The organism is Pseudomonas sp. NPDC096950 (assembly GCF_044762525.1).
In the GTDB taxonomy this organism is placed as follows: domain Bacteria; phylum Pseudomonadota; class Gammaproteobacteria; order Pseudomonadales; family Pseudomonadaceae; genus Aquipseudomonas.
Map to the genome: position 1 here is coordinate 1 of NZ_JBIWEL010000023.1, position 26,806 is coordinate 26,806.

Sequence of the window (26,806 nt, forward strand, 5' to 3'; positions counted from 1 at the left end):
AATTCAACTGTTTCTTGGGCTGCGATTTAAAGAGCGGGAGTATACCCGATTCGTTGCTGCGCACGCCCCCTGGAGCCTTATGCCACGCTGCTTTTGGTGTTCCGAAGATCCGCTGTACATGGCTTATCACGATCAGGAGTGGGGCACGCCGCTACGCGATGCGCAGGGATTGTTCGAGTTGCTTTTGCTCGAAGGGTTCCAGGCCGGCCTCTCATGGATCACCGTGCTGCGCAAACGTGAGCGTTATCGCGAGGTGCTGTTCGGCTTCGACGTACAGCGCGTGGCGCAGATGAGCGACGCCGAAATCGATGAATTGATGCTCGACCCCGGCATCATCCGCAATCGCCTCAAACTCAACGCGGCCCGGCGCAATGCCCAGGCTTGGCTGGCGCTGGAGGACCCGGTGAAGTTTCTTTGGTCCTTCGTCGGCGACAAACCGGTGATCAATCATTTCAAGGATCGCAGCGAAGTGCCGGCGGTCACGCCGGTCGCCGTGGAGATGAGCAAAGGCCTGAAAAAGGCCGGATTCACCTTCGTCGGCCCGACCATTTGTTATGCGCTGATGCAGGCCTCGGGCATGGTCATGGACCACACCCGGGATTGCGATCGCTACGCGACGCTGGCGAACGGCGGTTAGAATGGCCGCCTCGCACACAGCACAAGATCAGGAGTGACCTGTGGATAAGTTTAAAGGCGCCTTGCTGGTAGGCGCTCTGCGGCTGTTTGCCTTGCTTCCGTGGCGAGCAGTGCAAGCGGTGGGCTCGGCGATTGGCTGGGTCATGTGGAAAACCCCCAACCGTTCCCGCGACGTGGTGCGGATCAACCTGGCCAAGTGCTTCCCGGACATGGACGCCGCCGAACGCGAGCGTCTGGTGGGCCAGAGCCTGAAGGACATCGGCAAGTCCCTGACTGAAAGCGCCTGCGCGTGGATCTGGCCGGCCCAGCGTTCCATCGACCTGGTGCGCGAAGTCGAAGGCCTCGACGTGCTGAAGGACGCGTTGGCGTCCGGCAAAGGCGTGGTCGGCATCACCAGCCACCTGGGCAATTGGGAAGTGTTGAACCACTTCTATTGCAGCCAGTGCAAACCGATCATTTTCTATCGGCCGCCGAAGTTGAAAGCGGTGGACGATTTGCTGCGCAAGCAACGGGTGCAATTGGGCAACCGCGTGGCGGCCTCCACCAAGGAAGGCATCCTCAGTGTGATTAAGGAAGTGCGCAAAGGTGGTGCAGTGGGCATCCCCGCTGACCCGGAACCGGCCGAATCCGCCGGGATCTTCGTGCCGTTCTTCGCCACCCAGGCGCTGACCAGCAAATTCGTGCCAAACATGTTGGCGGGCGGCAAAGCGGTCGGCGTGTTCCTGCATGCCCTGCGACTGCCGGACGGTTCAGGGTACAAAGTCATCCTCGAAGCTGCGCCGGAAGCCATGTACAGCACGGATACCGAGACATCCTGCGCCGCGATGAGCAAAGTCGTGGAGCGCTATGTCGGGGCGTATCCGAGCCAGTACATGTGGAGCATGAAGCGCTTCAAGAAGCGTCCACCGGGTGAAGAACGCTGGTATTGAGTCGATTGGCATGATCTGTGGATAACCTTGCGGCCAAGGTTATCCACAACCGTTCATTTAAGGGCGCAGAAGATGTCCGAACTCCGCAAATCATTTCGCATCAAGATCAGCCACGAAAGCTTCGGCGAATGCCTTGGCCAGACTCGCAATCTTTCGACGACGGGTGTCTACGTCAAGCATCCTAGCCTGTCAGCGTTGCCCAAGGGCGCGGTGGTCTATGGTCAGGTGCAGGACTTACCCACAGGCGCGCCGCGAGTCCGCATGGAAGTGGTGTTGGTGGATGCCGAAGGGATTGGCCTGCGCTATCTCTGATCAGTGGGCTTGACGCTCAAGCTTCTTCAGAAACACCGTCATTTCCTTCTCTGCCTGCTTGTCGCCATGGGCGCGGGCAGCTTCCAGACCTTGCTCCCACGCCTGACGCGCGGCTGCAAAGTCCGTCAACGCCAGATGCGCCTTGCCCAACAGCTTCCAGGCCGCCGAATACTTCGGATCGAACTCGACGCAGCGCTGGAAATGCTCGGCCGCCTTGGCGTTGTCCCCAAGATCAAGATAACCCTTGCCCAAGCCGAAGCGCAGCAATGAGTTATCCACACCCTTGGCGAGCATTTTTTCCAGGGATTCGATCATCGGTGGATTCCTTGTTGAGGTGTGTCAGGGGTTCATCTGATTCTGTGAGATTGCTTTCGCGAGCAAGCCCGCTCCCACAGTGGATATTCAGTGGCCACAGTTTTGTGTACGACCGAGATCCCCTGTGGGAGCGGGCTTGCTCGCGAAGAGGTCAGTCCAGTCAACGCAAATGCTGGATCAAAAGAAGCTCAACCCGACATGAAACAACTTCTCCACATCCCGAATATGCTTTTTATCCACAAGGAACAGAATCACATGATCCCCCGCCGCGATCACCGTGTCGTCGTGGGCGATGATCACTTGTTCATCACGAATGATCGCGCCAATCGTGGTGCCCGGCGGTAAACCGATGTTCTCGATGGCTTTGCCAATTACCTTGCTCGACTTCGCATCGCCATGGGCAATCGCCTCGATGGCTTCCGCCGCCCCGCGCCGCAGTGAGTGCACGCTGACGATATCGCCACGGCGCACGTGGGCGAGCAAGGTGCCGATGGTCGCCAGTTGCGGGCTGATGGCGATGTCGATGTCGCCACCCTGGATCAAATCCACGTAGGCCGGGTTGTTGATGATCGTCATCACCTTCTTCGCGCCCAGTCGTTTGGCCAGCAACGACGACATGATGTTCGCTTCGTCATCGTTGGTCAGGGCCAGGAAGATATCCGCGTCGGCGATGTTCTCTTCCAGCAGCAAGTCGCGGTCCGACGCGCTGCCCTGCAACACCACGGTGCTGTCTAGGGTGTCCGAGAGGTAGCGGCAGCGCGCCGGGTTCATCTCGATGATCTTCACCTGGTAACGGCTTTCGATGGCCTCGGCCAGGCGTTCACCGATCTGCCCTCCACCGGCGATGACGATGCGTTTGTAGGTTTCATCGAGACGGCGCATTTCGCTCATCACCGCGCGAATATTCGCCTTGGCCGCGATGAAAAACACTTCGTCATCGGCCTCAATAACCGTATCGCCCTGGGGCAGGATCGGTCGATCACGGCGAAAAATCGCTGCGACGCGGGTTTCCACATTGGGCATGTGTTCGCGCAACTGCCGCAGTTGCTGACCCACCAATGGCCCGCCGTAGTAAGCCTTCACCGCCACCAGTTGCGCCTTGCCTTCGGCGAAGTCGATCACCTGCAAGGCGCCGGGGTGTTCGATCAGGCGCTTGATGTAATTGGTGACCACTTGTTCCGGGCTGATCAACACGTCCACCGGGATCGCGTCGTTGTTGAACAGCCCGCCGCGGGTCAGGTACGCGGCTTCGCGGACCCGGGCGATCTTGGTCGGGGTGTGAAACAGGGTGTGAGCAACCTGGCAGGCAACCATGTTGGTTTCGTCGCTGTTGGTCACGGCGACCAGCATGTCGGCGTCATCGGCGCCGGCCTGGCGCAGCACGGTCGGGAACGACGCGCGGCCCTGCACGGTGCGGATGTCCAGCCGATCGCCGAGGTCGCGCAGGCGTTCGCCATCGGTGTCGACCACGGTAATGTCGTTGGCTTCGCTGGCCAGATGTTCCGCCAGCGAACCGCCGACCTGCCCCGCGCCGAGGATGATGATTTTCATCCAGTCACTCCCTTGAAATCCGTTTAACCGCGCGCGGCGGCAATCTTGATCAACTTGGCGTAGTAGAACCCGTCGTGACCACCCTCCTGGGCCAGCAATTGGCGACCATGGGGCTGTTTGATCCCGGCCGTCGTGGCGAGGTCCAGCTCACGGGCGCCCGGCGTGCGGGCGAGGAAGGCTTCGATGACTTCGGTGTTCTCGGTCGGCAATGTCGAGCAGGTGGCGTAAAGCAGAATCCCGCCGACTTCCAGAGTTATCCACATGGCGTCGAGCAACTCGCCCTGAAGCACGGCGAGTGCGGCGATGTCGTCAGGCTGGCGCGTCAACTTGATGTCCGGGTGACGACGGATCACGCCGGTGGCCGAGCATGGCGCGTCCAGCAGGATGCGCTGGAACGGTTTGCCGTCCCACCAGTTCGCGGTGTCGCGGCCGTCGGCGGCGATCAGTTCGGCGCTCAGGCCCAGGCGTGCGAGGTTTTCCCGCACCCGCACCAGGCGCTTGGCTTCCAGGTCCACGGCCACGACGCCAGCCAATGCAGGCTCGGCTTCAAGGATGTGGCAGGTCTTGCCGCCCGGCGCGCAGCAGGCGTCGAGCACCCGTTGGCCCGGCGCCAGGTCCAGCAAGTCAGCGGCCAGTTGCGCGGCTTCGTCCTGCACGCTGATCCAGCCTTCGGCAAAGCCCGGCAGGCTGCGCACATCGGCGGCAGCGTCGAGGATGATGCCGTCGCGGCTGTAAACGCAGGGGCTGGCGGCAATGCCGGCTTCACTCAGCAAGCCGATATACGCATCGCGAGTCTGATGACGACGGTTGACCCGCAGAATCATCGGCGGATGCGCGTTGTTCGCCGCGCAAATGGCTTCCCACTGCTCAGGCCAGAATGCCTTCAGGGATTTTTGCAGCCAGCGTGGGTGGGCGGTGCGCACCACGGGGTCGTGCTCCAGCTCCGCCAGCAGCGCTTCGCTTTCCCGTTGGGCGCGGCGCAGCACGGCGTTGAGCAAGGCTTTGGCCCAGGGCTTTTTCAGCTTGTCGGCGCAACCGACGGTTTCGCCGATGGCGGCGTGGGCCGGGACGCGGGTGTAGAGCAGTTGATAGAGGCCAACCAGCAACAAGGCCTCGACATCGGCATCAGCGGCTTTGAACGGCCTCTGCAACAACTTGGCCGCCAGCGCCGACAAACGCGGCTGCCAGCGCGCGGTGCCAAACGCCAGGTCTTGGGTGAAGCCGCGATCGCGGTCTTCGACCTTGTCCATTTGCGTCGGCAATGAACTGTTGAGCGAGGCTTTTCCGTTCAGGACTGCGGCAAGTGCCTTGGCGGCGGCCAGACGCGGGTTCATTGAGCGTCCGCCACTTGACCGAGCACGGTGCCGACGGCGAATTTCTCACGACGGCTGTTGAACAAATCGCTGAAGTTCAGCGCCTTGCCGCCGGGCAATTGCAGGCGGGTCAGGCACAAGGCCTGCTCACCGCAGGCGACGATCAAGCCGTCCTTGCTGGCGCTGAGGATTTCCCCCGGTGCGCCCTGCCCTTCGGCGAGGTTCGCGGCCAATACTTTGAGCGCTTCGCCGTTCAGGGTGCTGTGGGTGATCGGCCATGGGTTGAAGGCGCGGACCAGGCGTTCCAGCTCAACCGCCGGGCGACTCCAGTCGATGCGTGCTTCGTCTTTGTTCAATTTGTGCGCGTAGGTGGCGAGGCTGTCGTCCTGCACTTCGCCTTCCAGCGTGCCGGCGGCGAGACCGGCAATCGCTTGAACCACGGCAGGCGGGCCCATTTCCGCCAGACGGTCGTGGAGGCTGCCGCCGGTGTCTTCGCCGGTGATCGGCGTGGTGACTTTCAACAGCATCGGCCCGGTATCGAGGCCCAGTTCCATGCGCATCACGGTCACGCCGCTTTCGCTGTCGCCCGCTTCGACGGCGCGCTGGATCGGCGCCGCACCGCGCCAGCGTGGCAGCAGCGAGGCGTGGCTGTTGATGCAACCCAGGCGCGGAATATCCAGCACCGCTTGCGGCAGGATCAGGCCGTAGGCGACCACTACCAGCAAGTCCGGTTTCAGTGCGGCCAGCTCAGCCTGGGCGTCTTCATTGCGCAGGGTCGGCGGCTGTAAAACCTGGATATTGTTTTCCAGAGCCAACTGCTTGACCGGGCTCGGCATCAGTTTTTGCCCGCGGCCCGCCGGACGGTCCGGTTGGGTGTAGACCGCGACGATCTCGTAAGGGTTGGCGAGCAGGGCCTTGAGGTGTTCGGCGGCGAATTCCGGGGTGCCGGCAAAGACGATGCGCAGTGGCTCAGTCATGGAAACTCTCTATTACAAAGCAGTCGCAAAAGAAAAAGGCTTGCCGCAGCAAGCCTTTGAAAGGAGGGCATCAAGCGTTCTGGCGATGGAGCTTTTCCAGTTTCTTCTTGATTCGGTCGCGTTTGAGATTGGACAGGTAATCGACGAACAACTTGCCGTTGAGGTGGTCGCATTCATGCTGGATGCACACGGCCAGCAGGCCTTCGGCGATCAGTTCGTAAGGTTGGCCGTCGCGGTCCAGGGCCTTGATCTTGACCTTCTGCGGGCGATCGACGTTTTCGTAGAAGCCCGGCACAGAGAGGCAGCCTTCCTGGTATTGCTCCATCTCGTCCGTCAGGGTTTCGAACTCGGGGTTGATGAACACCCGCGGTTCGCTGCGGTCTTCGGAGAGGTCCATCACGACGATACGTTTGTGCACGTTGACCTGGGTCGCGGCGAGGCCGATGCCTGGCGCTTCATACATTGTTTCAAACATGTCATCGACCAACTGACGCACTTCGTCGTCCACTACGGCCACAGGTTTGGCGATAGTGCGCAGGCGCGAGTCGGGGAATTCGAGGATGTCTAAAATGGCCATAAGCTTAATTGCTGCACATGTGAGGTAAAGTCGGGTCGATGGCCTGGCGGGTCCGAAGATGCAGGCTACCGTTGTAAAACGTAGCTCCTTTCTCTGACAAGAGCCAGGAGCGAGCCACGGGGGCTCTGGCGTTTTACGCGAACGCACATAATAAAGGGATTCACCGCATGAGGAAATCACTACTCGCCTTGCTCCTTCTGGCCTCGGCCGGTTTGGCGCACGGGCAAGTGCAACTCAAGGAAGGTTTTCCGCAGCAATACACAGTGGTAAGGGGTGACACACTTTGGGACATCTCCGGCAAATTCCTGCGTGAACCGTGGAAATGGCCCGAGCTGTGGCAGGTCAATCCGCAGATCCAGAACCCCAATCTCATCTATCCGGGTGATTTGCTGACACTGACTTACGTCAACGGCCAACCGCGCCTGACCCTCAATCGCGGCGAATCCCGGGGCACCATCAAGCTCTCGCCACGGATCCGCAGCAGCCCGGTGGCCGATGCGATCCCGAGCATTCCACTGCAATCGATCAACAGTTTTCTGCTGAGCAACCGCATCGTCGACAAGGTCGAGGACTTCGACAAGGCGCCCTACATTGTCGCCGGCGATGCCGAACGGGTACTCAGCGGCACCGGTGACCGCATCTTCGCCCGCGGGCATTTCGACCCGAACCAGCCGGTGTACGGCATCTTCCGCCAGGGCAAGGTCTACACCGATCCGCAGAGCAAGGAGTTCCTGGGGATCAACGCCGACGACATTGGCGGCGGCGAAATTGTCGCGACCGAAGGCGATGTCGCCACCCTGGCGCTGCAACGCACCACCCAGGAAGTGCGCCTCGGCGACCGTTTGTTCAGCGGCGAAGAACGAGCGATCAATTCGACCTTTATGCCCAGCGCGCCGAAAACCGACATCAACGGCCTGATCATCGATGTGCCACGGGGCGTCACGCAGATTGGCGCAATGGACGTGGTCACGCTGAACAAGGGGCAACGGGACGGATTAGCCGAAGGCAACGTGCTGGTGGTGATGAAGACCGGTGAAACCGTACGCGACCGGGTCACCGGCCAGCCGTTGAAAATCCCTGATGAGCGCGCCGGTTTGCTGATGGTTTTCCGCACTTACGACAAACTTAGTTACGGGTTGGTCCTCAACGCATCGCGCTCATTGGCCGTGCTGGACAAGGTGCGAAATCCTTAGCCTGCTCCACAAGTTACCAACAGAGTTATCCACAGCTTATTCCCGTTTGAACGGGGCTCATAACGATCAAGGATGATCCATGTCGCTCTCTGCTTTTACCCCGGTTTCCCCTGCGGAACTGGAGGCGCGTTTACGTCTGCATCGCTTGCCCGACCTGGGGCCGGCGCGATTTAAAAAACTGCTCGAAGCCTTCGGCTCGGCGTCAAAAGCCATCAGCGCGCCGGCCAGTGCCTGGCGTGCGCTGGGGTTGCCAGCGGCGAGTGCCGAGGCGCGACGTGCAAGCGAAGTCCGCGACGGCGCGAGCCATGCATTGGCCTGGCTAGAGCGTCCGGGCCAGCATTTGCTGATGTGGGACCAGCCCGAGTACCCGGCGTTGCTGGCGGAAATCAGCGATGCACCGCCGCTGTTATTTGCCGCCGGGGATCCGGGCATTCTGGAAAAACCGCAACTGGCGATGGTCGGAAGTCGCCGCGCATCGAGGCCGGGCATGGACACTGCCGCTGCGTTTTCCCGCACCCTGGCCGGTGCCGGATTCGTCATTACCAGCGGCCTGGCCCTGGGCATTGATACTGCCGCGCATCGGGCCGCTTTGGATGTTGGCGGGCGAACGGTCGGGGTACTTGGCACGGGACTTGAAAAGTTTTATCCACAGCGCAACCGACGACTGGCGGACGCCATGATTGCCTCGGGCAGCGCGGTGCTTTCGGAGTTCCCGCTGGACGCCGGCCCGACCGCCAGCAACTTCCCCCGGCGCAACCGGATCATCAGCGGTTTATCCCTTGGGGTGCTGGTGGTCGAGGCCAGTGTCGCCAGCGGTTCGTTGATCACCGCCCGGCTGGCAGCGGAGCAAGGTCGCGAGGTTTATGCGATTCCCGGATCGATACATCACCCTGGCGCCAAGGGCTGTCATCAACTGATCCGCGATGGCGCAATGCTGGTGGAAACCATCGAGCACATCCTTGAAGCCTTGCGCGGCTGGCAGCAGTTGCCGTTGTCCACTGAAACACCGCAGGTGACGCATCCGTTGCTGATGTTGCTGCACGCCGCGCCCCACACCAGCGAAGCATTGGCACTCAGCAGTGGCTGGACTTTGCCCAAAGTGCTGGCGGCGTTGACGGAACTGGAAATGGATGGCCGGGCGGTGTGCGAAAGCGGACGCTGGTTTGCGCGGGTGAGCTAGGTTTTATAAGGAAGATCGGTAAACTGCGCAGAGCCTTATTCCGGAGAGTTTTTCATGGTCAACAGCTGGCGGGTGCAACAAGCCGCACAAGCAATTCGCGCAGGAGCGGTAATTGCCTACCCAACCGAAGCCGTCTGGGGCCTGGGTTGCGACCCGTGGGACGAAGAGGCAGTGGATCGTCTGCTGATGCTCAAGGGCCGGTCAGTGGATAAGGGCCTGATCCTGGTGGCCGACAACATCCGCCAGTTCGACTTCCTCTTCGAGGATTTTCCGGAACTGTGGTTGGACCGCATGGCCAGCACTTGGCCGGGGCCGAACACGTGGTTGGTGCCGCACCAGAATCAGTTGCCGCAATGGATTACCGGCGTGCATGAAACCGTGGCGCTGCGGGTCAGCGATCACCCGTTGGTGCGGGACTTGTGTGCGTTGGTCGGGCCATTGGTGTCCACCTCTGCCAACCCACAGGGTCGGCCGGCGGCGCGTACACGGATTCGCATCGAGCAGTATTTCCGCGGGCAGCTGGATCTGGTGCTGGGCGGCAATCTGGGCGGGCGCAAGAACCCGAGTGTGATTCGGGACCTGGCGACCGGGCATGTGGTGCGCCAGGGCTGATACCGCGGCGCGGCCATTCGCGAGCAGGCTCGCTCCCACATTGGAATACGTTCCCCTGTGGGAGCGAGCCTGCTCGCGAAGGCGTCTGTCAGGGCAACAAAACAATCGAACCGGTGGTCCGCCGTGCCGACATCTCGGTCTGCGCCTTCGCCGCTTCAGCCAATGGAAACGTCTGGCTGATGTCCACCGTCAACTTGCCACTGATGATCATCTCGAACAGTTCATCCGCCATGCGCTGCAAGTTCTCGGCGTTGTTGGCGTAAGTCCCCAGGGTTGGCCGGGTCACGTACAGCGAACCTTTCGCCGCCAGAATCCCCAGGTTCACCCCGTCCACCGCACCGGACGCATTGCCGAAGCTCACCACCAGGCCTCTTTGCGAGACGCTGTCCAGCGACGTCAGCCAGGTGTCCTTGCCTACACCGTCGTACACCACCGGGACTTTTTTCCCGTCAGTCAATTCCAGCACCCGTTGTGCGACGTTTTCGTAGCTGTAATCGATCGTCGCCCAGGCGCCATTGGCCTTGGCCAGTGCGGCTTTCTCCGCTGAACTGACGGTGCCGATCAGCTTCACGCCCAACGCCTTTGCCCATTGGCACGCCAGGGAACCGACACCGCCCGCCGCCGCGTGGAACAGGATGGTTTCGCCGCCCTTGAGTTCATACGTCTGACGCAACAGGTACTGCACGGTGAGGCCCTTGAGCATGACGCCGGCAGCCTGTTCGAAGCTGATGGCGTCCGGCAGCAGCACCAGATTGGCTTCCGGCAAGACGTGAACCTGGCTGTAGGCTCCCAACGGGCCACTGCCGTAGGCCACGCGATCGCCGACCTTGAAGCGAGTGACGTCGCTGCCCACCGCGTCCACCACGCCCGCGCCTTCCGAGCCCAGGCCCGACGGCAAGGCAGGCGGCGGATAGAGGCCGCTGCGGAAATAAGTGTCGATGAAGTTCAGGCCGATGGCCTTGTTGGTGACGCGAACTTGGTGCGGGCCCGGCTCGGCGGGTTGGTAATCGACATACTCGAGTACTTCGGGGCCGCCATGGGCGCGGAACTGAATACGCTTTGCCATCTGCCTTCTCCTAATGTCTTTTTACGAAGCTCCCTATCGGACTCCTAAGCTTGATCCCCGTCAACTGCGGCAGGCATGACAGCAATGTTATGCTACGCGCCCATTTGCGCCGGCCCCTGCTCCCATGGCGCGCCGCGTAGTTTTGCCCGATTCAAGGTGATGACATGACGACCCGCACCGAGGCCGTAAAAGCCTACCTGCTCGACCTGCAAGACCGCATTTGCGCCGCTCTGGAAATCGAGGACGGCGGCACGCGCTTCGTCGAAGACGCCTGGACCCGCCCTGCCGGCGGTGGCGGTCGCACCCGGGTCATCGAAAACGGCACAGTGATCGAAAAGGGCGGCGTCAACTTTTCCCACGTCTTTGGCAGCGGTCTCCCACCGTCCGCCAGCGCTCATCGGCCGGAATTGGCCGGGCGCGGCTTCGAAGCGTTGGGCGTGTCTTTGGTGATGCACCCACACAACCCCCATGTGCCGACGTCCCACGCCAATGTGCGCTTTTTCATCGCTGAAAAAGAAGGTGAAGAACCGGTCTGGTGGTTTGGCGGCGGCTTCGACCTGACCCCTTACTACGGCAATGAAGAGGATTGTGTGCACTGGCACCGAGTCGCCGAAAAAGCCTGCGCGCCGTTCGGGCCGGACGTTTATCCACGCTACAAGGCCTGGTGCGACACCTATTTCCACATCAAGCATCGCCACGAGCCTCGGGGCATCGGCGGTCTGTTTTTCGATGACCTGAACGAGTGGGACTTCGACACCAGCTTCGCTTTCATGCGCGCCATCGGTGACGCGTTCATCGAGGCCTACCTGCCGATCGTTCAGCGCCGCAAGAACGATGCGTTCACCGCCCAGCAGCGTGAATTCCAGGAATTCCGCCGTGGTCGTTACGTCGAGTTCAATCTGGTCTACGACCGTGGCACCTTGTTCGGCCTGCAATCGGGCGGGCGTACCGAGTCGATCCTGATGTCCCTGCCGCCGCAAGTGCGTTGGGGCTACGACTGGAAAGCCGAACCGGGCAGCGAAGAAGCGCGCCTGACCGAGTACTTCCTGCAAGATCGCGACTGGTTGGCCAAGGCCTGAGAGGAATCCTGATGGATCGTTATGTCGTATTCGGTAACCCGATTGGCCACAGCAAGTCGCCGCTGATTCATCGTCTGTTTGCCGAGCAGACTGGGCAGCATTTGGACTACAGCACTTCGCTGGCGCCGCTCGATGACTTTTCCGACTTTGCCCGGGCATTTTTCGTTGAAGGCCGTGGGGCGAATGTCACCGTGCCGTTCAAGGAAGACGCCTATCGCCTGGCCGACAGCCTGACGGCGCGGGCGCAACGGGCCGGCGCGGTCAACACCCTGAGCAAACTGGCCGACGGTACGTTGTTGGGCGACAACACCGACGGCGCCGGACTGGTGCGGGACCTGACGGTCAACGCCCATTTCAGCCTCAAGGGTAAACGCATCCTGTTGCTGGGGGCCGGCGGCGCGGTGCGTGGTGCGCTGGAACCATTGCTGGCGGAACAACCGGCGTCGCTGATCATCGCCAACCGCACGGTGGAAAAAGCCGAGTTGCTGGCGCAACTGTTTGCTGATCTGGGGCCGGTGTCCGCCAGCGGTTTCGACTGGTTGCAGGAGCCGGTGGACCTGATCATCAACGCGACGTCCGCCAGTCTGTCAGGCGATGTACCGCCGATTGCCGGAAGTTTGATCGAACCGGGCAGGACGTTGTGCTACGACATGATGTACGGCAAGGAACCGACCTCGTTCTGCCGCTGGGCCAGCGAACACGGCGCGGTGGTGGTGATGGACGGGTTGGGGATGCTGGCCGAGCAAGCGGCGGAAGCGTTCTTCCTGTGGCGCGGAGTGCGCCCGGATACGGCGCCGGTGTTGGCTGAATTGCGTCGGCAGCTGGCGCTTTAAAAGCTTCGCGAGCAAGCCCGCTCCCACATTGGATCTGTGGAGTCTGCAAATCCAATGTGGGAGCGGGCTTGCTCGCGAATGGCCTCAACACCCTTTCGGATCAATCCTCAAACCGGATCGGGCACTTCTGCGCCCCTTCCAGCTTCCTCAATTCCTCCACCACCGGTGGCCGCGCGCCGCGCAGGGTCAGGCTGCGATCCTGACGCAGTAGCCGCCGCGCTTCCTGGTGCAGCATTTCCACACCCGAATAGTCGATGAAGTTGATCTGCTGCGCCTCGATCACCACTCGCGTGCCGTGCATCCGTTGCAGGCGCACTTGCAGGTAGTGGCTGGCGCCAAAGAAGATCGAGCCGCCGACCCGCAGAACGTCTTCATCTCCGTCGCGCCAATGCTGCACTCGCGGTTGTGAAGTGCGCTTGAGATAGAAAAACAACGACGCCAGGACCCCGGCATAAATCGCCGTCTGCAATTCCAGCAGCAATGTGGCGACACAGGTCAGGGCCATGACCAAAAATTCGGCGCGGCTGACCCGCAGCAAGGCGCGGATGCCGCGATGGTCCACCAACCCCCAGGCGATCAACAGGATGCTGCCGGCCATGGCCGGGATCGGAATGTGCGCGATCAACCCGGCGCCGAAGATCGCGAACAACGCCACCCACAACGCCGAGAACACCCCGGCCAGCGGCGAACAGGCGCCCGCTTCGTAGCTCAGTCCCGAGCGGGTAAAGGAACCGGCTGACAGCGACCCGGAAAAAAACGCCCCGACCATGTTCGATAAGCCTTGGGCGCGGACTTCCTGGTTCGCATCGAGCAACTGCTGCGAACGGGCCGACAAGGAGCGGGCAATCGACAGGCTGGTAACCAGTCCCAACATGCCGACCGCCACCGCGCTAGGAAGCAGGCGCAGAATCAACTCCAGATCCAGCGGCACCGCGCTGAAGGGCGGTAACCGTCCGAAAAATGCGCTGACCAATTTCACATGGCCAAACATCGCAGGCCAAAGCCAGACCAGCAAACCGCTCAACACCAGGGTGATCAACAGCGTCGGCCAGCGTGGCAGCAGCAGTTTCAGAACAATACCGACCACCACCGTGGCCAGGCCCAGTACCAGCGACGGTTTATCCACAGCCCCAAGGTGAGTGAGCAAGGTCATCAGGCTGTTGAGCGCCGTGGCCTGGTTGGGCAAGTCCAGCCCCAACAGATTCGGCATTTGCCCGATGGCGATCACCACCGCCGCACCGAGGGTGAAACCTAGCACCACCGAGTGCGAGACGAAATTCACCAGCGCGCCGAACCGCAGCATGCCCAGCAACCACTGGAAAATGCCGGCCAGCAGTGTAAGAAGCAGGATCAACGTGATGTAGTCCTGGGTCGCCGGCACGGCCAGAGGACTGACGCTGGCGTACAGGACGATGGAAATGGCCGCCGTAGGACCGCAAATCAGATGCCACGACGAACCCCACAGGCAGGCGATCAGTACCGGGATGATCGCGGCGTATAAACCGTATTCCGGTGGGAGACCGGCAATCAGCGCGTAGGCAATGGATTGCGGCAACGCGAGAATCGCGCCACTGAGGCCGACGATCAAATCGCGGCCGACACTGGCGCGGGTCTGGCGCGGCAACCAGGTCAGAAAAGGGAAGAGTGAATGGCGGCTGGGGAAGGCCATGGGTCCTCTCGGGTGGGAGTTTGCGCAGAGGGTAGCAGGACGAGACCTTGTGGGAGCGGGCTTGCTCGCGAATGCGGCAGGACAGTCGACATCAATGTTGAATGACACACCGCATTCGCGAGCAAGTTCGCTCCCACATGGGGGTTAAAGCTTGGCTTTGACTGCCCCCAATGCATCCTTGCCATCCACGGTCTTCACGCCATCCAGCCATTTATCCAATACCGCCGGATTGGCCTTGATCCACGCCTTCACCGCGTCAGCATTGCTGACTTTCTTGTTTACCACCTCGGCCATGATGCTGTTCTCCATTTCCTGGGTGAAACTCAGGTTGGTAAGCAGCTTGCCGACATTCGGGCAGGCCTGTGCATAACCTTTGCGGGTCAGTGTATAAACCGCGCCGGTGTCGCCGAAGTATTTCTCGCCGCCCTTCAGGTAATGCATTTTCAGCTGCACGTTCATCGGGTGCGGGGTCCAGCCGAGGAAGGTCACGAACTTCTGTTTCTTCACGGCGCGGGACACTTCAGCCAGCATTGCCTGCTCGCTGGACTCGATCAGCTTCCACTGGCCGAGTTCGAAGTCGTTCTTCTTGATGATGTCCTGCAACGAGATATTCGCCGGGGCGCCGGATCCGATGCCGTAGATCTTCTTGTCGAACTTGTCGGCGTACTTATTCAGGTCGGCAAAGTTATGCACACCCGCGTCCCACACATAATCCGGGACCGCCAGGGTGAACTCTGTGCCATCGAGGTTCTTCGCCAATTGCGTGACGTCACCGGTGGCGACGAACTTGTCATAGAAGCCCTGCTGCGCCGGCATCCAGTTACCCAAAAACACATCGACCTGACCATCCTTCAAACCGCCAAAGGTAATCGGCACCGCGAGGGTGTCGACTTTGGCCTTGTAGCCCATGCCGTCCAGCAGAAACCCGGTGATGGCGTTGGTCGCGGCGATGTCGCTCCATCCCGGATCGGCCATTTTCACCGTCTCGCAGCTCTGATCGGCGTAAACCGATGCACTGCCCAAGGCCAGAAGCCCGACTGTCAGTACTGTGGATAACCTTTGCATGGACTTCCCCTTCACATTATTGGTTTTGGCAGGGTTGTGGATAACGTGCTTTGCGCTCCAGATCATCAAGGTCGATGTGGTTGCGCATGTACTGCTGACTGGCGTCTACCAGCGGCTGGTGATCCCAGCTCTTCAGCTTGCCGATCGTCAGGGCGTCGGCAACAAAACGCCGGCGCCGTTGGCTTTCGAGGACCTGTTGGTGGATCGCCGGAATATTCCATTTGGCCCGGGCTTCAGCGAGAAAATCGTCGAACAGCTGGCGATGTTGCGGCGACTGGCTGAGTTCTTCCTGTTCACGCGGATCGTTGTGTACGTCGAAGAGTAGACACGGGTCGTCTTCGCTGTAGATGAATTTGTAAGCGCCGCGACGAATCATCATCAACGGGCTGATGGTGCCTTCGGCCATGTATTCGCCGAACACCTCGTCGTGACCGCCCTGCCCTTGCAGGTGCGAAACCAGCGAGCGGCCATCCAGCGGCAACCCCGGCTCCAGCGATCCGCCGGCCAGTTCGACGAAGGTCGGCAGCAGATCCGCCGTCGACACCGCTGCGCTGACCCGCCCCGGCCCGAACTGCCCCGGTGCACTGATCAACAGGGGGACGCGGGCAGCCATTTCGAACCAGTGCATTTTGTACCAGAGGCCACGCTCGCCGAGCATGTCGCCATGGTCGCCGGAGAACACAATAATCGTGTCATCGATCAGCCCGGTTTCCTCGAGCGTTTGCAGGAGTTTGCCGACGTTGCTGTCGATATAGCTGCACGCGCCGAAATACGCACGGCGGGCATCGCGAATCTTATCCACAGGCAACGGCTTGTCCCACAGGTCGTAGACCTTGAGCAAACGTTGGGAATGCGGGTCGAGTTCAGTCTGCGCGGGCGTTGTAGGCAACGGGATATCGGCGTCGTCGTACATATCCCAAAATGCTTTGGGAATGGTGTACGGGTCGTGTGGGTGAGTCATCGACACAGTCAGGCAGAACGGCTGATCGCCATCCTCGCGAATGTGATCGAACAAGTACTGCTGGGCCTTGAACACCACCTCTTCGTCGAAATCCAGCTGATTGGTGCGCACGCACGGCCCGGCTTGCAGCACCGACGACATGTTGTGGTACCAGGTCGGGCGCACGTCTGGTTCGTCCCAGTTCACTGACCAGCCGTAGTCGGCCGGGTAGATGTCACTGGTCAGGCGTTCTTCATAGCCGTGGAGCTGGTCCGGGCCGCAGAAATGCATCTTGCCCGACAGCGCGGTGCGGTAGCCGAGGCGACGCAGGTAGTGGGCATAAGTCGGTACGTCGGCGGGGAAATCGGCCGCGTTGTCGTAGGCGCCGATCTTGCTCGGCAATTGCCCGCTGACCAGGGTAAACCGCGACGGCGCGCACAACGGGCTGTTGCAATACGCGGCGTCGAACACCACGCCTTCGGCGGCGAGGCGACTGAGATTCGGGAGTTTGATGGGCGAAGGGCCGTAGAACGGCAACATTGGCGCGGCCATCTGATCGGCCATGATGAAAAGAATATTCTTGCGCTTCATGTGATCGCGGCATTCCATAGTGAATATTTATGCGAGAGTGCTGCGACCGAGCATGTAGGCCATGCTCTTTGTGGTAAAGCCCACGCAAGGCAATGACTAGGATAAGCACAGCTTATGTATGACGCCCTCGGTGATTTGTCCCTCGATCTGCTGCGTGCCTTCGAATCGGCGGCGCGCCAGCATAGCTTTACCGCTGCGGCGGTGGAGCTCGGCACTACGCAGCCGGCGATCAGCCAGCAGATCAAACGGTTGGAGGAACAGCTGGGCACTCGGCTGTTTGACCGGATCTATCGCGGTATCGAACTGACCGAGACGGGAATGATCCTTTTCGAGCAGGTTCAGCTCGGTTTGCAGAATATCGACGCTGGATTGAACGCGATCAGCGCACAGCAATCCCACGAAGTGCTGCAAGTCGCCACGGATTTCGCCTTCGCCGCCTATTGGTTGATGCCGCGCCTGCACCGCTTTCATGAAGCGAATCCGCAGGTGGATGTCAGCCTCGTCACCAGTGAACGCAATCACAACATGTTGCGCACCGATATCGACGTGGCAGTGCTGTTCGGCGACGGGCGCTTTAAACAGGGCGAAAGCCATTGGCTGTTTAGCGAGGAAGTGTTTCCGGTGTGCAGTCCGCTGTTATTGAAGGATCGCGCCCTGCCCCTGCCGGTTCAGTCCCTGCTCGATTTGCCGCTGCTGCATCTGCGCGGTGAGAACAGCAGCAACTGGTTCGACTGGAGCGGCGTGTTCCGGGAACTGGGGATCACTTCAGCGCCAGCGCCGGGGCAACTGCGGTTCGACAATTACACCTTGTTGATCCAGGCCGCGATTGGCGGCCAGGGCGTGGCGATTGGTTGGCGGCACCTTGTGGATAACTTATTGGCCCAGGGGTTGTTGTGTCGACCGATTGCCGACACGGTGATTTCCCGGTTGGGTTATTACGTGGTGTTGCCCCAACGCAAACGCCGGGGCGTGTTGATTCAGCAGTTTGTGGATTGGTTGATGGCGGAACAGGCCAGCAGCGCGCAGTCGCTGACCGGTTTGCCGTTTCCTTCGATTGCGGTTTGAAAAGCAAAAGATCGCAGCCTTCGGCAGCTCCTACGGGAGAACGCCACGAGCTTTTACGGTTCCGACGCCGCCACAAAACTCACATGCTCACCGAGATGCAAATTCAACCGCAACTCATCAGCGATACCGACGGCGACCCGGTTCAACCGCTCAAGCGGCTCGGCCAGACCCGTCTCCAGGCTGCTGCTGACCTGACTGAAATGCTCGATGGTCAACCCGGCCACCCCGCGCGGGGCATCCACCAGGGTCCATTGCAATCCGCTGTTTTGAAGGGCATCGAGGATTTCTTCGGCTGCGTGGCGCTGTAAGTCGTCCTCTATTTCTGGCTCGTCGAGCTCTTCAAAATGCCCCACCACGAACAACCGGCCAATGTGGGCGGCCTGCATGCCGTCGATCAGCGCATCCACCGCCAAAACCTGCTCGACCGGACCGGGCACGATGGTTTTTTCCACCTGTTCGCTGTTGAGCGGCAGCCCTGGTGCGTCTAGTAAACAGATGACCGCTGAAGCACCGGCCACGCTTTGCTTGACCCGTTCAGCGTCAAACAGATCACCGTTCTTGGTACGCAGACCCGGTCGTGGCGCCAGCGCCGTCAGGTCATCGAGAATCGCGATCACTTCATGCTGGCGCCGCAGCATTTCAGCCATCAGCGCACTGCCCAGGCTACTCATGGCACCATAGAGCACCACTTTCACCACCGGGGTTTCGGCATTTTTCATGGCTGGGTTCCTTGTTTCCTACCTATATGGCGTGTGACCTGTAGGAAACGGTGAGGGTTCGACCGGGATTTCGAGAGGTTCAAATGCAACAGATCACGGGCTACCACGCCCACGTCTATTTCGACGCCACCACCATCGACCAGGCCCGGGCCTTGTGTGAGCAGGCGGCAACGTTGTTCCCGCTGAAAATGGGTCGCGTACACGAACGCCCGGTCGGCCCGCACCCGGACTGGAGCTGCCAACTGGCGTTCGGCCCGGAACTCATCGGCGAAGTGCTGCCGTGGCTGGTGCTCAATCGCAACGGCCTGGTGGTGTTCCTGCACCCGGACACCGGTGATGACCTGCTCGACCACACCGAACACGCGGTGTGGATGGGCGCGATCCGCCCGCTGAACCTGTCTATTTTCTGATCAGATGATTTCCTCGGCTTCACCGGGCAAATGTTCGTCCAGGTGCAGCCAGGGCAAGCGGCTGTCGGTCCAGATGTGCCGGTCGGCCGGGGCGTCTTCCGGATGATCGAGCGTGGCGATAGTCAGGTCGATGCTCTCTGGGCTGAGCTGCGTGATCAGCGCCACCTGCGCCCCACAGGTCGGGCAGAAATATCGCGCGCAATGTTCGGAAGAGTCGTACCGCGCCGGTATCCCGCCCTTCCATTCGAACGTTGAAGCGGGCACGGTGATCCAAGTGGTCACGATGCCGCCACTGACCCGCCGACAAATCGAGCAATGGCAGTGGGCGATGTCGTGCAATGGAGCGCTGAATTGATAGCGCAGATGTCCGCAATGACAGCCGCCTGTATGGATTTTGCGCATGGTGTTCACTCCTCATCAGTGTTGACCGCTTCGCGAGCAGGCTCGCTCCCACATTGGAATGCGTACCCCTGTGGGAGCGAGCCTGCTCGCGAATGCTTCAACTCGGCTTACCTTCCGTCCGACGACCGGTTGCACGCCCGGTCAATGCTTTCAGCAACGAAAGCTTGATGAAAGCTTTCCCCATTAGGATCGCCCCACTACCGGCAACAGACCGGTTGGCCAATGCCTGTGTTTTATCGCTCGCACGGCCCAATTAACAACAACAATGGTGATTCTGATGTCCTCTGCTACCCGCCGCTTCGCTGCAACTCCGCCCGTACGCCTTGTGCTTCCCGTTCTGCGCTGACCCCACCCGGTTCGCCCATTCCCTAGCCGCGCTACGCCTGGAGTATTCCCATGCTGACTTTCCTTGGCTTTGCCATGGTCATCACGTTCATGTTCCTGATCATGACCAAGCGCCTGTCCGCGCTGATTGCCCTGATCATTATCCCGATCATCTTCGCCCTGTTCGGCGGCTTTGCGCCGAAGATCGGCCCGATGATGCTCGAAGGCATCACCAAGCTTGCGCCGACCGGCGTGATGCTGATGTTCGCCATTCTGTACTTCGCCCTGATGATCGACTCCGGCCTGTTCGATCCGGCCGTGCGCAAGATCCTCAAACTGGTCAAGGGCGACCCGTTGAAAGTTTCGGTCGGCACCGCCGTTCTGGCGCTCGTTGTCTCCCTCGATGGTGACGGCGCGACCACTTATATGATCTGCGTGGCCGCCATGCTGCCGCTCTACAGCCGCATCGGCATGAGCCCGCGGATCATGGCCGGCCTGATCATCCTCGCCGGCGGCGTGATGAACATGACCCCGTGGGGTGGCCCGACGGCCCGTGCCGCGAGTGCGTTGCATGTGGATCCGTCCGACATTTTCGTCCCGATGATTCCGGCAATGCTGGCCGGTGTCGTGGCGATCCTGGCGATTGCCTACTTCTACGGAAAGCGCGAGCGTGCTCGCCTGGGTGAATTGCACCTGGCCGGCGACGAAGTGGACCACAGCGAAATCAGCGTTTCCCAGTTCCCGGATGCCCGTCGTCCGAAGCTGATCTGGTTCAACGGCGCGTTGACCATTGCCCTGATGTGCACCCTGATCGCCGGCCTGTTGCCGCTGCCGGTGTTGTTCATGGTGGCGTTCAGTATCGCGATGATCGTCAACTATCCTTGCCTGCAACAGCAGAAGGACCGCGTCGCGGCCCACGCCGGTAGCGTGCTGGCGGTGGTCGGCTTGATCTTCGCGGCGGGTATCTTCACCGGTATCCTGTCGGGCACCGGCATGGTCGATGCCATGTCGAAAAGCCTGCTGGCGGTGATCCCGGATTTCCTCGGCCCGTACCTGGCCGTGATCACAGCGCTGGTGAGCATGCCGTTCACCTTCTTCATGTCCAACGATGCATTTTATTACGGCGTGTTACCGGTACTTGCCGAAGCCGCCAGTCACTACGGTATAACCGCAGTGGAAATGGCACGTGCCTCGATCGTCGGTCAGCCCGTCCACTTGCTGAGCCCGCTGGTTCCATCGACCTACCTGTTGGTGGCCCTGGCCGGTATCGAATTTGGTGACCACCAGCGCTTTACCCTCAAGTGGGCAGTGTTGGTGTGCATGTGCATACTGGTTGCAGCGTTGCTGATGGGGATCTTTCCGGTATTCAGCACTCTATAAGCCCAAGACTCACCACGACGGGTCCAGGCTTTGCGGTTTGAAGCCCGGGCCCTTCGTGGTTTAACACTCGCTCAAAGGAATACACATGGAATGGCTGACCAACCCTGAAATCTGGGTTGCCTTCTTCACCCTGACCGCCCTGGAGATCGTCCTGGGCATCGACAACATCATCATGATCTCGATCCTGGTCAGCCGCATGCCCAAGCACATGCAGCAGCGCACCCGGATTTTCGGCCTGGCCCTGGCCATGGTCACGCGGATCCTGTTGCTGCTGTCGATCACCTGGGTCATGCGCCTCACTGCCGACCTGTTCGAAGTGTTCGGCCAGGGGATTTCCGGGCGTGACCTGATTCTGTTCTTCGGTGGTCTGTTCCTGCTGTGGAAGAGCTCGCAAGAGATGTACCACGCGCTGGAAGGCGAAGACGAAACCAACGAAGAGCCGGGTGGCAAGGGCGGCAACTTCCTCTACACGATCATCCAGATCGCGATCATCGACATCGTGTTCTCGCTGGACTCGGTGATCACCGCCGTCGGCATGGTGTCCCACGTTCCGGTCATGGTCGCCGCGATCATCGTCGCCGTGCTGGTGATGATGTGGGCGTCCGGCACCATCAGCGAATTCATCGACAAGCACCCATCGCTGAAAATGCTGGCGCTGTCGTTCCTGCTGATCGTCGGTACGGTACTGATTGCCGAATCCTTCGATGTGCACGTGCCAAAAGGTTACGTCTACTTCGCCATGGCGTTCTCGCTGGCGGTGGAAGCGATCAACATCAAGATGCGCACCGCGATTGCGAAAAAGAAGAAACAGCAGGACCCGGTGAAACTGCGTAAGGACATTCCGGGTCAGTAACCCGATTGCTGTAGCCCTGCGTACCCTGTGGGAGCGGGCTTGCTCGCGAAGACGGAATATCAGTCGACATCCATGTCGCCTGATACGACGCTTTCGCGAGCAAGCCCGCTCCCACATTGGTTTGTGCAATTGCATCAAGCTGTTTTTATGACAGTTTTGTTTCAATCACTTCTTTAGCTATGCGATGCTGGCGCCCAGACCGTTAGCCAACTACAGCTTAAGTACAGAACGTAGAACGTCGCGCGGTACCGTCAACTTGTCCCTTTGGGACGCTACCACCACAGGGGGCCCAGCATGCTGACCCTGCTCAATTTGCTCTCCGCCGTGACCTTGCTGATCTGGGGCACGCACATCGTCCGAACCGGCATCCTGCGGGTCTACGGTTCCAATCTGCGCCATGTGATTGGCCAGAACATGTCCAAGCGTGGGCTGGCGTTCGTCGCCGGCATCGTCGTGACCGCCATGGTCCAGAGCAGCAACGCCACGGCGATGCTCGTTACTTCCTTCGTCGGCCAGGGCCTGATGGCGCTGACCCCGGCCCTGGCCACCATGCTCGGCGCCGACGTCGGTACGGCGCTGATGGCGCGGGTGCTGACGTTTGACCTGTCGTGGCTGTCACCGCTGCTGATCTTTCTCGGGGTGATTTTCTTCCTGTCGCGTAAACAGACGCGGGTCGGGCAGATGGGCCGGGTGGCAATCGGCCTGGGGCTGATCATCCTGGCGCTGCAACTGATCGTCGAAGCCGCCGCACCGATCACCCACGCCCAAGGGGTGAAGGTGATCTTCGCGTCCCTGACCGGTGACATCCTGCTTGATGCCCTGATCGGCGCGCTGTTCGCGATGATTTCCTACTCCAGCCTGGCGGCCGTATTGCTGACCGCGACCCTGGCCGGTGCCGGCGTAATCAGTCTGCCAGTCGCCATTGGCCTGGTGATCGGCGCCAATATCGGCAGCGGCGTGCTGGCGTTCATGAGTACCAGCATGCAAAACGCGGCCGGTCGTCAGGTGGCGTTGGGCAGCCTGTTGTACAAACTGATCGGCCTGCTGCTGATCATTCCGGTACTCGACCCGCTGGTGCACTGGATCGACAGCCTGGATTTCAGCTCTCAGGAAATGGTCATCGGCTTCCACCTGCTCTACAACACCGCGCGCTGCCTGATCCTGCTGCCGAGCGTTGGACCGATGGCCAAGCTTTGCGCGTGGCTGTTGCCCGAACGTCCGGAACTCAACGGCATGGCCAAGCCCCGGCACCTCGACGCCACTGCGCTGGTCACCCCGAGTCTGGCGCTGGCCAACGCCGCCCGGGAAACCCTGCGCATCGGTGACCTGATCGACAACATGCTCGAAGCCATGCTCGACGTACTGCACGGCAAACAGACTGCCGTGACCCAGGAAATGCGCCGTCTCACCGATGACGTCGAGGCGCTCTACAGCGCGATCAAGCTCTACCTGGCGCAGATGCCCCGGGAAGACCTCAGCGATCAGGACAGTCGGCGATGGGCGGAAATCATCGAACTGGCGATCAACCTCAAACTCGCCAGCGACCTGATCGAACGCATGCTGCGCAAGGTCCAGCAGCAGAAGACCTCGCAACGCCGGTCGTTTTCCGAGGTGGGCCTGGAAGAGCTGGCGGGGCTGCACAGTCAGTTGATCTCCAATTTGCGCCTCGGGTTGTCGGTGTTCCTCAGCAGCGACCCGGAAAGCGCGCGTCAGTTGCTGCGGGAGAAACGTCGCTTTCGCGCACAGGAACGCCGCTTGGCCCATGCGCATGTCAGCCGATTGCAACGTAAGATCGTGCAAAGTATCGAAACCAGTTCGCTGCACCTGGAGCTGATTGCCGACATGAAACGCTTGAATTCGCTGTTTTGCAGCAGCGCCTACGCGGTCCTGGAAACCTCCGATACCGGGGCGCTGGCGGCTGACGATTTGGCGGACATCACGCATTCGCCTTGAACGTCTGGGGTTGTGGTCAGTCAGTAACAGTGGTTCAGCCATTCAGGCCTCTTCGCGAGCCCGCTCCCACATTTACCTTGTGGGAGCGGGCTTGCTCGCGAAGAGGCCCTGACTGACGACACGGATCTCCAATCAGCCGTATGGAAGCTCGTTATGCGTTGCCTGTTATTCGCCTGTCTGTTGCTCGGTTCATTCCCTTCGTTCGCCCTGGACCGTTTCCAGGTCGAAGGCTATGCGCTGCCCAACGGCCTGCAATTGTTGCTCAAGCCCGGCACCGATCGCGGGCATGTGGCGATTCGCCTGGTGGTTGGCGTCGGTTTCGATGACTTCAAATGCGCTGACAAAGAGCTGCCGCACTTGCTCGAACACTTGCTGTTCAGCGGTATCGACGCGAGCGGCGAAGGTGGTTTGGAGGAGCGCATGCAGGCTTTGGGCGGCGAATGGAACGCCTACACCAGCAACGCCGACACCACGTTCGTCATCGAAGCCCCGGCGAAAAACCAGCGCAAGGTCCTCGACCTGCTGCTGGCGCTGCTGACCCAGACCCGCATCGACGACAACGCGATCAACGCCGCCAAGCAAGTGGTCGAGCGCGAGGACGGCGGCCATTACTCGCACTTGCAGCGCTGGATGGATCGTCAGGACCTGGGCCACACCGCCAGCAATCAGCTCGCCGTGGAACTGGGCCTCAAATGCCCCGAGCGTGCCGAAGTCGGTCACCTGACGAGCGAGCAACTGGATACGGTGCGCAAGGCCTGGTACGCGCCCAACAACATGACCCTGATCGTGGTCGGCGATCTCGACAAACTGCTGCCGGCCTATCTGGAACGGGCTTATGGTGCGCTTGAAGCGGTCGACCCCACCGATCATTTGCCGCTGCCGGAAATCAACGCCAGCGCCGCCCACGAACGCAGTCTGATTCACGGTTTTGTCGGCGGCGGTGCCAAGTTGCACTGGCTGGTGCCGGAACCGGTGCTGGAAGACGTGCCCGACCAGACTTTCGACCTGCTCAAGGATTATCTGGATTGGGCGCTGTATCGCCAGATGCGCCTGGCCCATGGTTTGTCCTATGGCCCTTGGGCCGAGCGGGAGTTGTTCGGCAGTGTCGGCTTCATGAGCCTGAACGCCGACCTTGAGCGGGAAAACGTCGCCGAAGCCGAGCAAGTGCTGGAAGACATGAAAGCCGAGCTGCTCAAAAACGGCCTCGATGTCGAGACGTTCGACCGCCTCAAGCAAGCCGCCATCGCCCGTCAGTCGTGGGCCGTTCAAGGTAACAGCGCCCTGGCCGATTATTATTGGGGTGCCCTGGGCGATTACGAGGACGGCCGCTTCACCGACCCGGCCAAGGAACTGCAAGGCGTGACTTTGGAAGAAGCGAACAAGGCCATGCGCGAGTTGCTGCTGCAGCCGGGGTATTTGCGGATCGAGAAGCCGTTGATCAGTGATGACCAGTTGTTGTGGGCGATTGCCGGGGTGTTCGGGTTGGTGCTTCTTGGGTTGCTCGCCTGGCGTGTTCATCGCAGGAAGTAACCGTATTTGATGGCGCTGGAGATTTTGTGGCGAGGGAGCTTGCTCCCGCTCGGCTGCGCAGCAGTCGTAATACCGGCTGGCAAGGTTGACCTGACGAATCGCGGTGAATGGTTTTAGGGGCGCTTCGCACCCCAGCGGGAGCAAGCTCCCTCGCCACAGGTCATCATTCGCTCTGGTCTTGTGGTTGCCTAAATGTGATCGCCACAGAAGGCCCTCGGCGCTACCCTGTCGAGGATTTTTCCTACGAATAGTGTGAACCGCCGAATGCCAACCCTGCCCCTTATCATCCAGCGCATCCTTGAATTGATGAAGCGCTATCCCGGGGTCATCGCGCTCGGCGGTTTCATCTCCGGTGTCGGCAGCTTCATGCTGGTGGATCGCCAACAGGGTCTGGCGACCTGGATCACCACCATCATGCTGGTGAGTTGGGTCTGGCTGATGCTGGAAAACAGCCTGACGCAGCTGTTCACCCGCGTGTTTAAACGCGAAATCCCCCAGCCGCTGCTGCGTTACGCGACGCAGATGATCCACCAGGAAAGCCTGTTTTTCGTCCTGCCGTTTTTCTTCATCACCACCACCTGGAACAGCGGCCAACTGTTTTTCACCGGGTTGCTGAGCATCGCGGCGCTGATTTCCATCACTGATCCGCTCTACTACAAATGGCTGGCCCCACGGCGTTGGGCGTTCCTGGCGTTGCACACCCTGACGCTGTTCGCCGCCCTGCTCACCGCCCTGCCCGTCATCCTGCACCTGACAACGTCCCAGAGCTTCAAACTGGCCCTGGGCATCTCGGTGTTGTTGTCGTTCCCGAGCCTGGCGTCGATCTTCCCGATTCGCACCGTGCGTAACGCCCTGGCGATTCTGAGCATCACGCTGGGCATCGGCGCACTCGGTTGGGTGCTGCGTTCGTGGGTGCCGCCGGCCACGTTGTGGATGACTGACGTCGCCATTAGCACTGAAATGCAGGACCGCACTCCCGGCGATAGCCTGGATGAAGTCAGTGCCGAGCAGATTCGCGGCGGTGGGCTCTATGCCTACACCGCGATCAACGCCCCGCGAGGTCTGGATGAGCGGATTTATCACGTGTGGCAATTCAACGGCCAGGAAGTCGACCGCATCCCGCTGGATATTCATGGCGGGCGCAAGGAAGGCTATCGAGCCTGGACCCATAAGCAGAATTTCCCGGGTAACCCGGTGGGTAAATGGCAGGTCCGCGTGTTGACCGAAGACGGCCAGGTGATCGGCGTGCTGCGCTTCGTGGTCAAGGACAGCACACCGACCAAAGAAAAGTAATGCGGTTCGTGCTATTACGTAGCTCTGTGTAACAGCCGA

General features: G+C 60.6%; 26 protein-coding genes. 15 read left to right on the forward strand and 11 right to left on the reverse strand.

Annotated elements, in window-relative coordinates:
• Nucleotides 1-79: 79 nt before the first annotated feature.
• From tag to ACIQY3_RS26880, 3 genes are all read left to right on the forward strand, one after another.
• Nucleotides 80-637 (forward strand): DNA-3-methyladenine glycosylase I, encoded by a 558-nt coding sequence (tag, locus tag ACIQY3_RS26870; protein ID WP_403025857.1) that lies wholly within the window; start codon nucleotides 80-82, stop codon nucleotides 635-637.
• Between the two features lie 40 nt (nucleotides 638-677).
• A complete protein-coding gene (locus ACIQY3_RS26875) occupies nucleotides 678-1,565 on the forward strand; it encodes a lysophospholipid acyltransferase (RefSeq protein WP_403025859.1) in 888 nt (295 codons plus the stop codon).
• A gap of 72 nt (nucleotides 1,566-1,637) precedes the next feature.
• Nucleotides 1,638-1,877 carry a PilZ domain-containing protein gene (locus ACIQY3_RS26880; protein ID WP_403025861.1) on the forward strand — a complete coding sequence of 80 codons (240 nt, stop codon included), beginning with the start codon at nucleotides 1,638-1,640 and terminating at the stop codon, nucleotides 1,875-1,877.
• Here ACIQY3_RS26880 and ACIQY3_RS26885 read toward each other — a convergent pair whose 3' ends face one another.
• From ACIQY3_RS26885 to def, 5 genes are all read right to left on the reverse strand, one after another.
• On the reverse strand, nucleotides 1,878-2,192 hold the full coding sequence (locus ACIQY3_RS26885; protein ID WP_403025863.1) for a tetratricopeptide repeat protein: 315 nt from the start codon (nucleotides 2,190-2,192) through the stop codon (nucleotides 1,878-1,880).
• Nucleotides 2,193-2,369: 177 nt separating this feature from the next.
• The gene (gene trkA, locus ACIQY3_RS26890) at nucleotides 2,370-3,743 is read right to left on the reverse strand and encodes a Trk system potassium transporter TrkA (RefSeq protein WP_054617161.1); all 1,374 of its coding nucleotides are present in this window, start codon (nucleotides 3,741-3,743) and stop codon (nucleotides 2,370-2,372) included.
• 23 nt (nucleotides 3,744-3,766) lie between these two features.
• Nucleotides 3,767-5,077: a 16S rRNA (cytosine(967)-C(5))-methyltransferase RsmB gene (gene rsmB / locus ACIQY3_RS26895; protein ID WP_403025866.1), complete on the reverse strand. Its 1,311-nt coding sequence runs from the start codon at nucleotides 5,075-5,077 to the stop codon at nucleotides 3,767-3,769.
• Nucleotides 5,074-6,033 carry a methionyl-tRNA formyltransferase gene (fmt, locus tag ACIQY3_RS26900; RefSeq protein WP_403025868.1) on the reverse strand — a complete coding sequence of 320 codons (960 nt, stop codon included), beginning with the start codon at nucleotides 6,031-6,033 and terminating at the stop codon, nucleotides 5,074-5,076. Before fmt ends, rsmB begins: the two co-directional genes overlap by 4 nt.
• A 70-nt stretch (nucleotides 6,034-6,103) precedes the next feature.
• Entirely contained in the window at nucleotides 6,104-6,610 is a 507-nt protein-coding gene (gene def, locus ACIQY3_RS26905; protein WP_046056612.1) for a peptide deformylase, read from the reverse strand.
• Nucleotides 6,611-6,777: 167 nt separating this feature from the next.
• Here def and ACIQY3_RS26910 point away from each other — a divergent pair, with 167 nt between their 5' ends.
• From ACIQY3_RS26910 to ACIQY3_RS26920, 3 genes are all read left to right on the forward strand, one after another.
• On the forward strand, nucleotides 6,778-7,803 hold the full coding sequence (locus ACIQY3_RS26910; protein ID WP_403025871.1) for a LysM peptidoglycan-binding domain-containing protein: 1,026 nt from the start codon (nucleotides 6,778-6,780) through the stop codon (nucleotides 7,801-7,803).
• 79 nt (nucleotides 7,804-7,882) lie between these two features.
• On the forward strand, nucleotides 7,883-8,983 hold the full coding sequence (gene dprA / locus ACIQY3_RS26915; protein WP_403025873.1) for a DNA-processing protein DprA: 1,101 nt from the start codon (nucleotides 7,883-7,885) through the stop codon (nucleotides 8,981-8,983).
• A 54-nt stretch (nucleotides 8,984-9,037) separates the two neighbouring features.
• Nucleotides 9,038-9,595: an L-threonylcarbamoyladenylate synthase gene (locus tag ACIQY3_RS26920; protein WP_403025875.1), complete on the forward strand. Its 558-nt coding sequence runs from the start codon at nucleotides 9,038-9,040 to the stop codon at nucleotides 9,593-9,595.
• A gap of 88 nt (nucleotides 9,596-9,683) precedes the next feature.
• On the opposite strand, the gene ACIQY3_RS26925 is transcribed toward ACIQY3_RS26920, so the two are convergent.
• Nucleotides 9,684-10,661 (reverse strand): NADPH:quinone reductase, encoded by a 978-nt coding sequence (locus tag ACIQY3_RS26925; protein WP_403025877.1) that lies wholly within the window; start codon nucleotides 10,659-10,661, stop codon nucleotides 9,684-9,686.
• Nucleotides 10,662-10,825: 164 nt separating this feature from the next.
• Between ACIQY3_RS26925 and hemF the strand changes: the two genes are divergently transcribed.
• On the forward strand, nucleotides 10,826-11,740 hold the full coding sequence (gene hemF / locus ACIQY3_RS26930; RefSeq protein WP_403025879.1) for an oxygen-dependent coproporphyrinogen oxidase: 915 nt from the start codon (nucleotides 10,826-10,828) through the stop codon (nucleotides 11,738-11,740).
• Between the two features lie 11 nt (nucleotides 11,741-11,751).
• A complete protein-coding gene (gene aroE, locus ACIQY3_RS26935; RefSeq protein WP_403025881.1) occupies nucleotides 11,752-12,573 on the forward strand; it encodes a shikimate dehydrogenase in 822 nt (273 codons plus the stop codon).
• A 100-nt stretch (nucleotides 12,574-12,673) separates the two neighbouring features.
• Here aroE and ACIQY3_RS26940 read toward each other — a convergent pair whose 3' ends face one another.
• The 3 genes from ACIQY3_RS26940 to betC form a co-directional block, all read right to left on the reverse strand.
• A complete protein-coding gene (locus ACIQY3_RS26940; protein ID WP_403025883.1) occupies nucleotides 12,674-14,242 on the reverse strand; it encodes a SulP family inorganic anion transporter in 1,569 nt (522 codons plus the stop codon).
• 144 nt (nucleotides 14,243-14,386) lie between these two features.
• Nucleotides 14,387-15,307: a choline ABC transporter substrate-binding protein gene (gene choX / locus ACIQY3_RS26945; RefSeq protein WP_403025885.1), complete on the reverse strand. Its 921-nt coding sequence runs from the start codon at nucleotides 15,305-15,307 to the stop codon at nucleotides 14,387-14,389.
• 16 nt (nucleotides 15,308-15,323) lie between these two features.
• Nucleotides 15,324-16,838: a choline-sulfatase gene (gene betC, locus ACIQY3_RS26950; RefSeq protein WP_403025887.1), complete on the reverse strand. Its 1,515-nt coding sequence runs from the start codon at nucleotides 16,836-16,838 to the stop codon at nucleotides 15,324-15,326.
• Nucleotides 16,839-16,952: 114 nt separating this feature from the next.
• On the opposite strand from betC, the gene ACIQY3_RS26955 reads away from it, so the two are divergent.
• Nucleotides 16,953-17,903 (forward strand): choline sulfate utilization transcriptional regulator, encoded by a 951-nt coding sequence (locus ACIQY3_RS26955; protein ID WP_403025889.1) that lies wholly within the window; start codon nucleotides 16,953-16,955, stop codon nucleotides 17,901-17,903.
• Between the two features lie 53 nt (nucleotides 17,904-17,956).
• On the opposite strand, the gene ACIQY3_RS26960 is transcribed toward ACIQY3_RS26955, so the two are convergent.
• Complete coding sequence (locus ACIQY3_RS26960; protein WP_403025891.1) at nucleotides 17,957-18,622, reverse strand: NAD(P)-dependent oxidoreductase; 666 nt, start codon at nucleotides 18,620-18,622, stop codon at nucleotides 17,957-17,959.
• Between the two features lie 83 nt (nucleotides 18,623-18,705).
• Between ACIQY3_RS26960 and ACIQY3_RS26965 the strand changes: the two genes are divergently transcribed.
• Entirely contained in the window at nucleotides 18,706-19,032 is a 327-nt protein-coding gene (locus ACIQY3_RS26965; RefSeq protein WP_403025893.1) for a DOPA 4,5-dioxygenase family protein, read from the forward strand.
• On the opposite strand, the gene ACIQY3_RS26970 is transcribed toward ACIQY3_RS26965, so the two are convergent.
• The gene (locus tag ACIQY3_RS26970) at nucleotides 19,033-19,434 is read right to left on the reverse strand and encodes a GFA family protein (protein ID WP_403025895.1); all 402 of its coding nucleotides are present in this window, start codon (nucleotides 19,432-19,434) and stop codon (nucleotides 19,033-19,035) included.
• Nucleotides 19,435-19,830: 396 nt separating this feature from the next.
• Between ACIQY3_RS26970 and ACIQY3_RS26975 the strand changes: the two genes are divergently transcribed.
• From ACIQY3_RS26975 to ACIQY3_RS26995, 5 genes are all read left to right on the forward strand, one after another.
• Nucleotides 19,831-21,138, forward strand: a complete 1,308-nt coding sequence (locus ACIQY3_RS26975) for a CitMHS family transporter (protein WP_054048056.1) — start codon at nucleotides 19,831-19,833, stop codon at nucleotides 21,136-21,138.
• A gap of 85 nt (nucleotides 21,139-21,223) precedes the next feature.
• Nucleotides 21,224-21,991 carry a TerC family protein gene (locus ACIQY3_RS26980; protein WP_403025897.1) on the forward strand — a complete coding sequence of 256 codons (768 nt, stop codon included), beginning with the start codon at nucleotides 21,224-21,226 and terminating at the stop codon, nucleotides 21,989-21,991.
• A gap of 294 nt (nucleotides 21,992-22,285) precedes the next feature.
• Nucleotides 22,286-23,944 carry a Na/Pi cotransporter family protein gene (locus ACIQY3_RS26985; protein ID WP_403025899.1) on the forward strand — a complete coding sequence of 553 codons (1,659 nt, stop codon included), beginning with the start codon at nucleotides 22,286-22,288 and terminating at the stop codon, nucleotides 23,942-23,944.
• Between the two features lie 153 nt (nucleotides 23,945-24,097).
• Complete coding sequence (locus tag ACIQY3_RS26990; RefSeq protein WP_403025901.1) at nucleotides 24,098-25,474, forward strand: M16 family metallopeptidase; 1,377 nt, start codon at nucleotides 24,098-24,100, stop codon at nucleotides 25,472-25,474.
• 264 nt (nucleotides 25,475-25,738) lie between these two features.
• Nucleotides 25,739-26,767 carry a DUF5924 family protein gene (locus ACIQY3_RS26995; RefSeq protein WP_403025903.1) on the forward strand — a complete coding sequence of 343 codons (1,029 nt, stop codon included), beginning with the start codon at nucleotides 25,739-25,741 and terminating at the stop codon, nucleotides 26,765-26,767.
• Nucleotides 26,768-26,806: the final 39 nt, after the last annotated feature.

Excerpts from the sequence above, each read along its gene's own strand:
- ACIQY3_RS26960 (WP_403025891.1), bottom strand. The coding sequence starts at position 18,622 with ATGAAAAATGCCGAAACCCCGGTGGTGAAAGTGGTGCTCTATGGTGCC.
- ACIQY3_RS26965 (WP_403025893.1), top strand. The coding sequence starts at position 18,706 with ATGCAACAGATCACGGGCTACCACGCCCACGTCTATTTCGACGCCACC.
- ACIQY3_RS26880 (WP_403025861.1), top strand. The coding sequence starts at position 1,638 with ATGTCCGAACTCCGCAAATCATTTCGCATCAAGATCAGCCACGAAAGC.
- choX (WP_403025885.1), bottom strand. The coding sequence starts at position 15,307 with ATGCAAAGGTTATCCACAGTACTGACAGTCGGGCTTCTGGCCTTGGGC.
- betC (WP_403025887.1), bottom strand. The coding sequence starts at position 16,838 with ATGAAGCGCAAGAATATTCTTTTCATCATGGCCGATCAGATGGCCGCG.
- ACIQY3_RS26925 (WP_403025877.1), bottom strand. The coding sequence starts at position 10,661 with ATGGCAAAGCGTATTCAGTTCCGCGCCCATGGCGGCCCCGAAGTACTC.
- hemF (WP_403025879.1), top strand. The coding sequence starts at position 10,826 with ATGACGACCCGCACCGAGGCCGTAAAAGCCTACCTGCTCGACCTGCAA.
- ACIQY3_RS26975 (WP_054048056.1), top strand. The coding sequence starts at position 19,831 with ATGCTGACTTTCCTTGGCTTTGCCATGGTCATCACGTTCATGTTCCTG.
- fmt (WP_403025868.1), bottom strand. The coding sequence starts at position 6,033 with ATGACTGAGCCACTGCGCATCGTCTTTGCCGGCACCCCGGAATTCGCC.
- trkA (WP_054617161.1), bottom strand. The coding sequence starts at position 3,743 with ATGAAAATCATCATCCTCGGCGCGGGGCAGGTCGGCGGTTCGCTGGCG.
- def (WP_046056612.1), bottom strand. The coding sequence starts at position 6,610 with ATGGCCATTTTAGACATCCTCGAATTCCCCGACTCGCGCCTGCGCACT.
- tag (WP_403025857.1), top strand. The coding sequence starts at position 80 with ATGCCACGCTGCTTTTGGTGTTCCGAAGATCCGCTGTACATGGCTTAT.
- dprA (WP_403025873.1), top strand. The coding sequence starts at position 7,883 with ATGTCGCTCTCTGCTTTTACCCCGGTTTCCCCTGCGGAACTGGAGGCG.
- ACIQY3_RS26910 (WP_403025871.1), top strand. The coding sequence starts at position 6,778 with ATGAGGAAATCACTACTCGCCTTGCTCCTTCTGGCCTCGGCCGGTTTG.
- ACIQY3_RS26885 (WP_403025863.1), bottom strand. The coding sequence starts at position 2,192 with ATGATCGAATCCCTGGAAAAAATGCTCGCCAAGGGTGTGGATAACTCA.
- ACIQY3_RS26920 (WP_403025875.1), top strand. The coding sequence starts at position 9,038 with ATGGTCAACAGCTGGCGGGTGCAACAAGCCGCACAAGCAATTCGCGCA.
- ACIQY3_RS26955 (WP_403025889.1), top strand. The coding sequence starts at position 16,953 with ATGTATGACGCCCTCGGTGATTTGTCCCTCGATCTGCTGCGTGCCTTC.
- aroE (WP_403025881.1), top strand. The coding sequence starts at position 11,752 with ATGGATCGTTATGTCGTATTCGGTAACCCGATTGGCCACAGCAAGTCG.
- ACIQY3_RS26970 (WP_403025895.1), bottom strand. The coding sequence starts at position 19,434 with ATGCGCAAAATCCATACAGGCGGCTGTCATTGCGGACATCTGCGCTAT.
- ACIQY3_RS26995 (WP_403025903.1), top strand. The coding sequence starts at position 25,739 with ATGCCAACCCTGCCCCTTATCATCCAGCGCATCCTTGAATTGATGAAG.
- ACIQY3_RS26985 (WP_403025899.1), top strand. The coding sequence starts at position 22,286 with ATGCTGACCCTGCTCAATTTGCTCTCCGCCGTGACCTTGCTGATCTGG.
- ACIQY3_RS26990 (WP_403025901.1), top strand. The coding sequence starts at position 24,098 with ATGCGTTGCCTGTTATTCGCCTGTCTGTTGCTCGGTTCATTCCCTTCG.
- ACIQY3_RS26980 (WP_403025897.1), top strand. The coding sequence starts at position 21,224 with ATGGAATGGCTGACCAACCCTGAAATCTGGGTTGCCTTCTTCACCCTG.
- ACIQY3_RS26940 (WP_403025883.1), bottom strand. The coding sequence starts at position 14,242 with ATGGCCTTCCCCAGCCGCCATTCACTCTTCCCTTTTCTGACCTGGTTG.
- rsmB (WP_403025866.1), bottom strand. The coding sequence starts at position 5,077 with ATGAACCCGCGTCTGGCCGCCGCCAAGGCACTTGCCGCAGTCCTGAAC.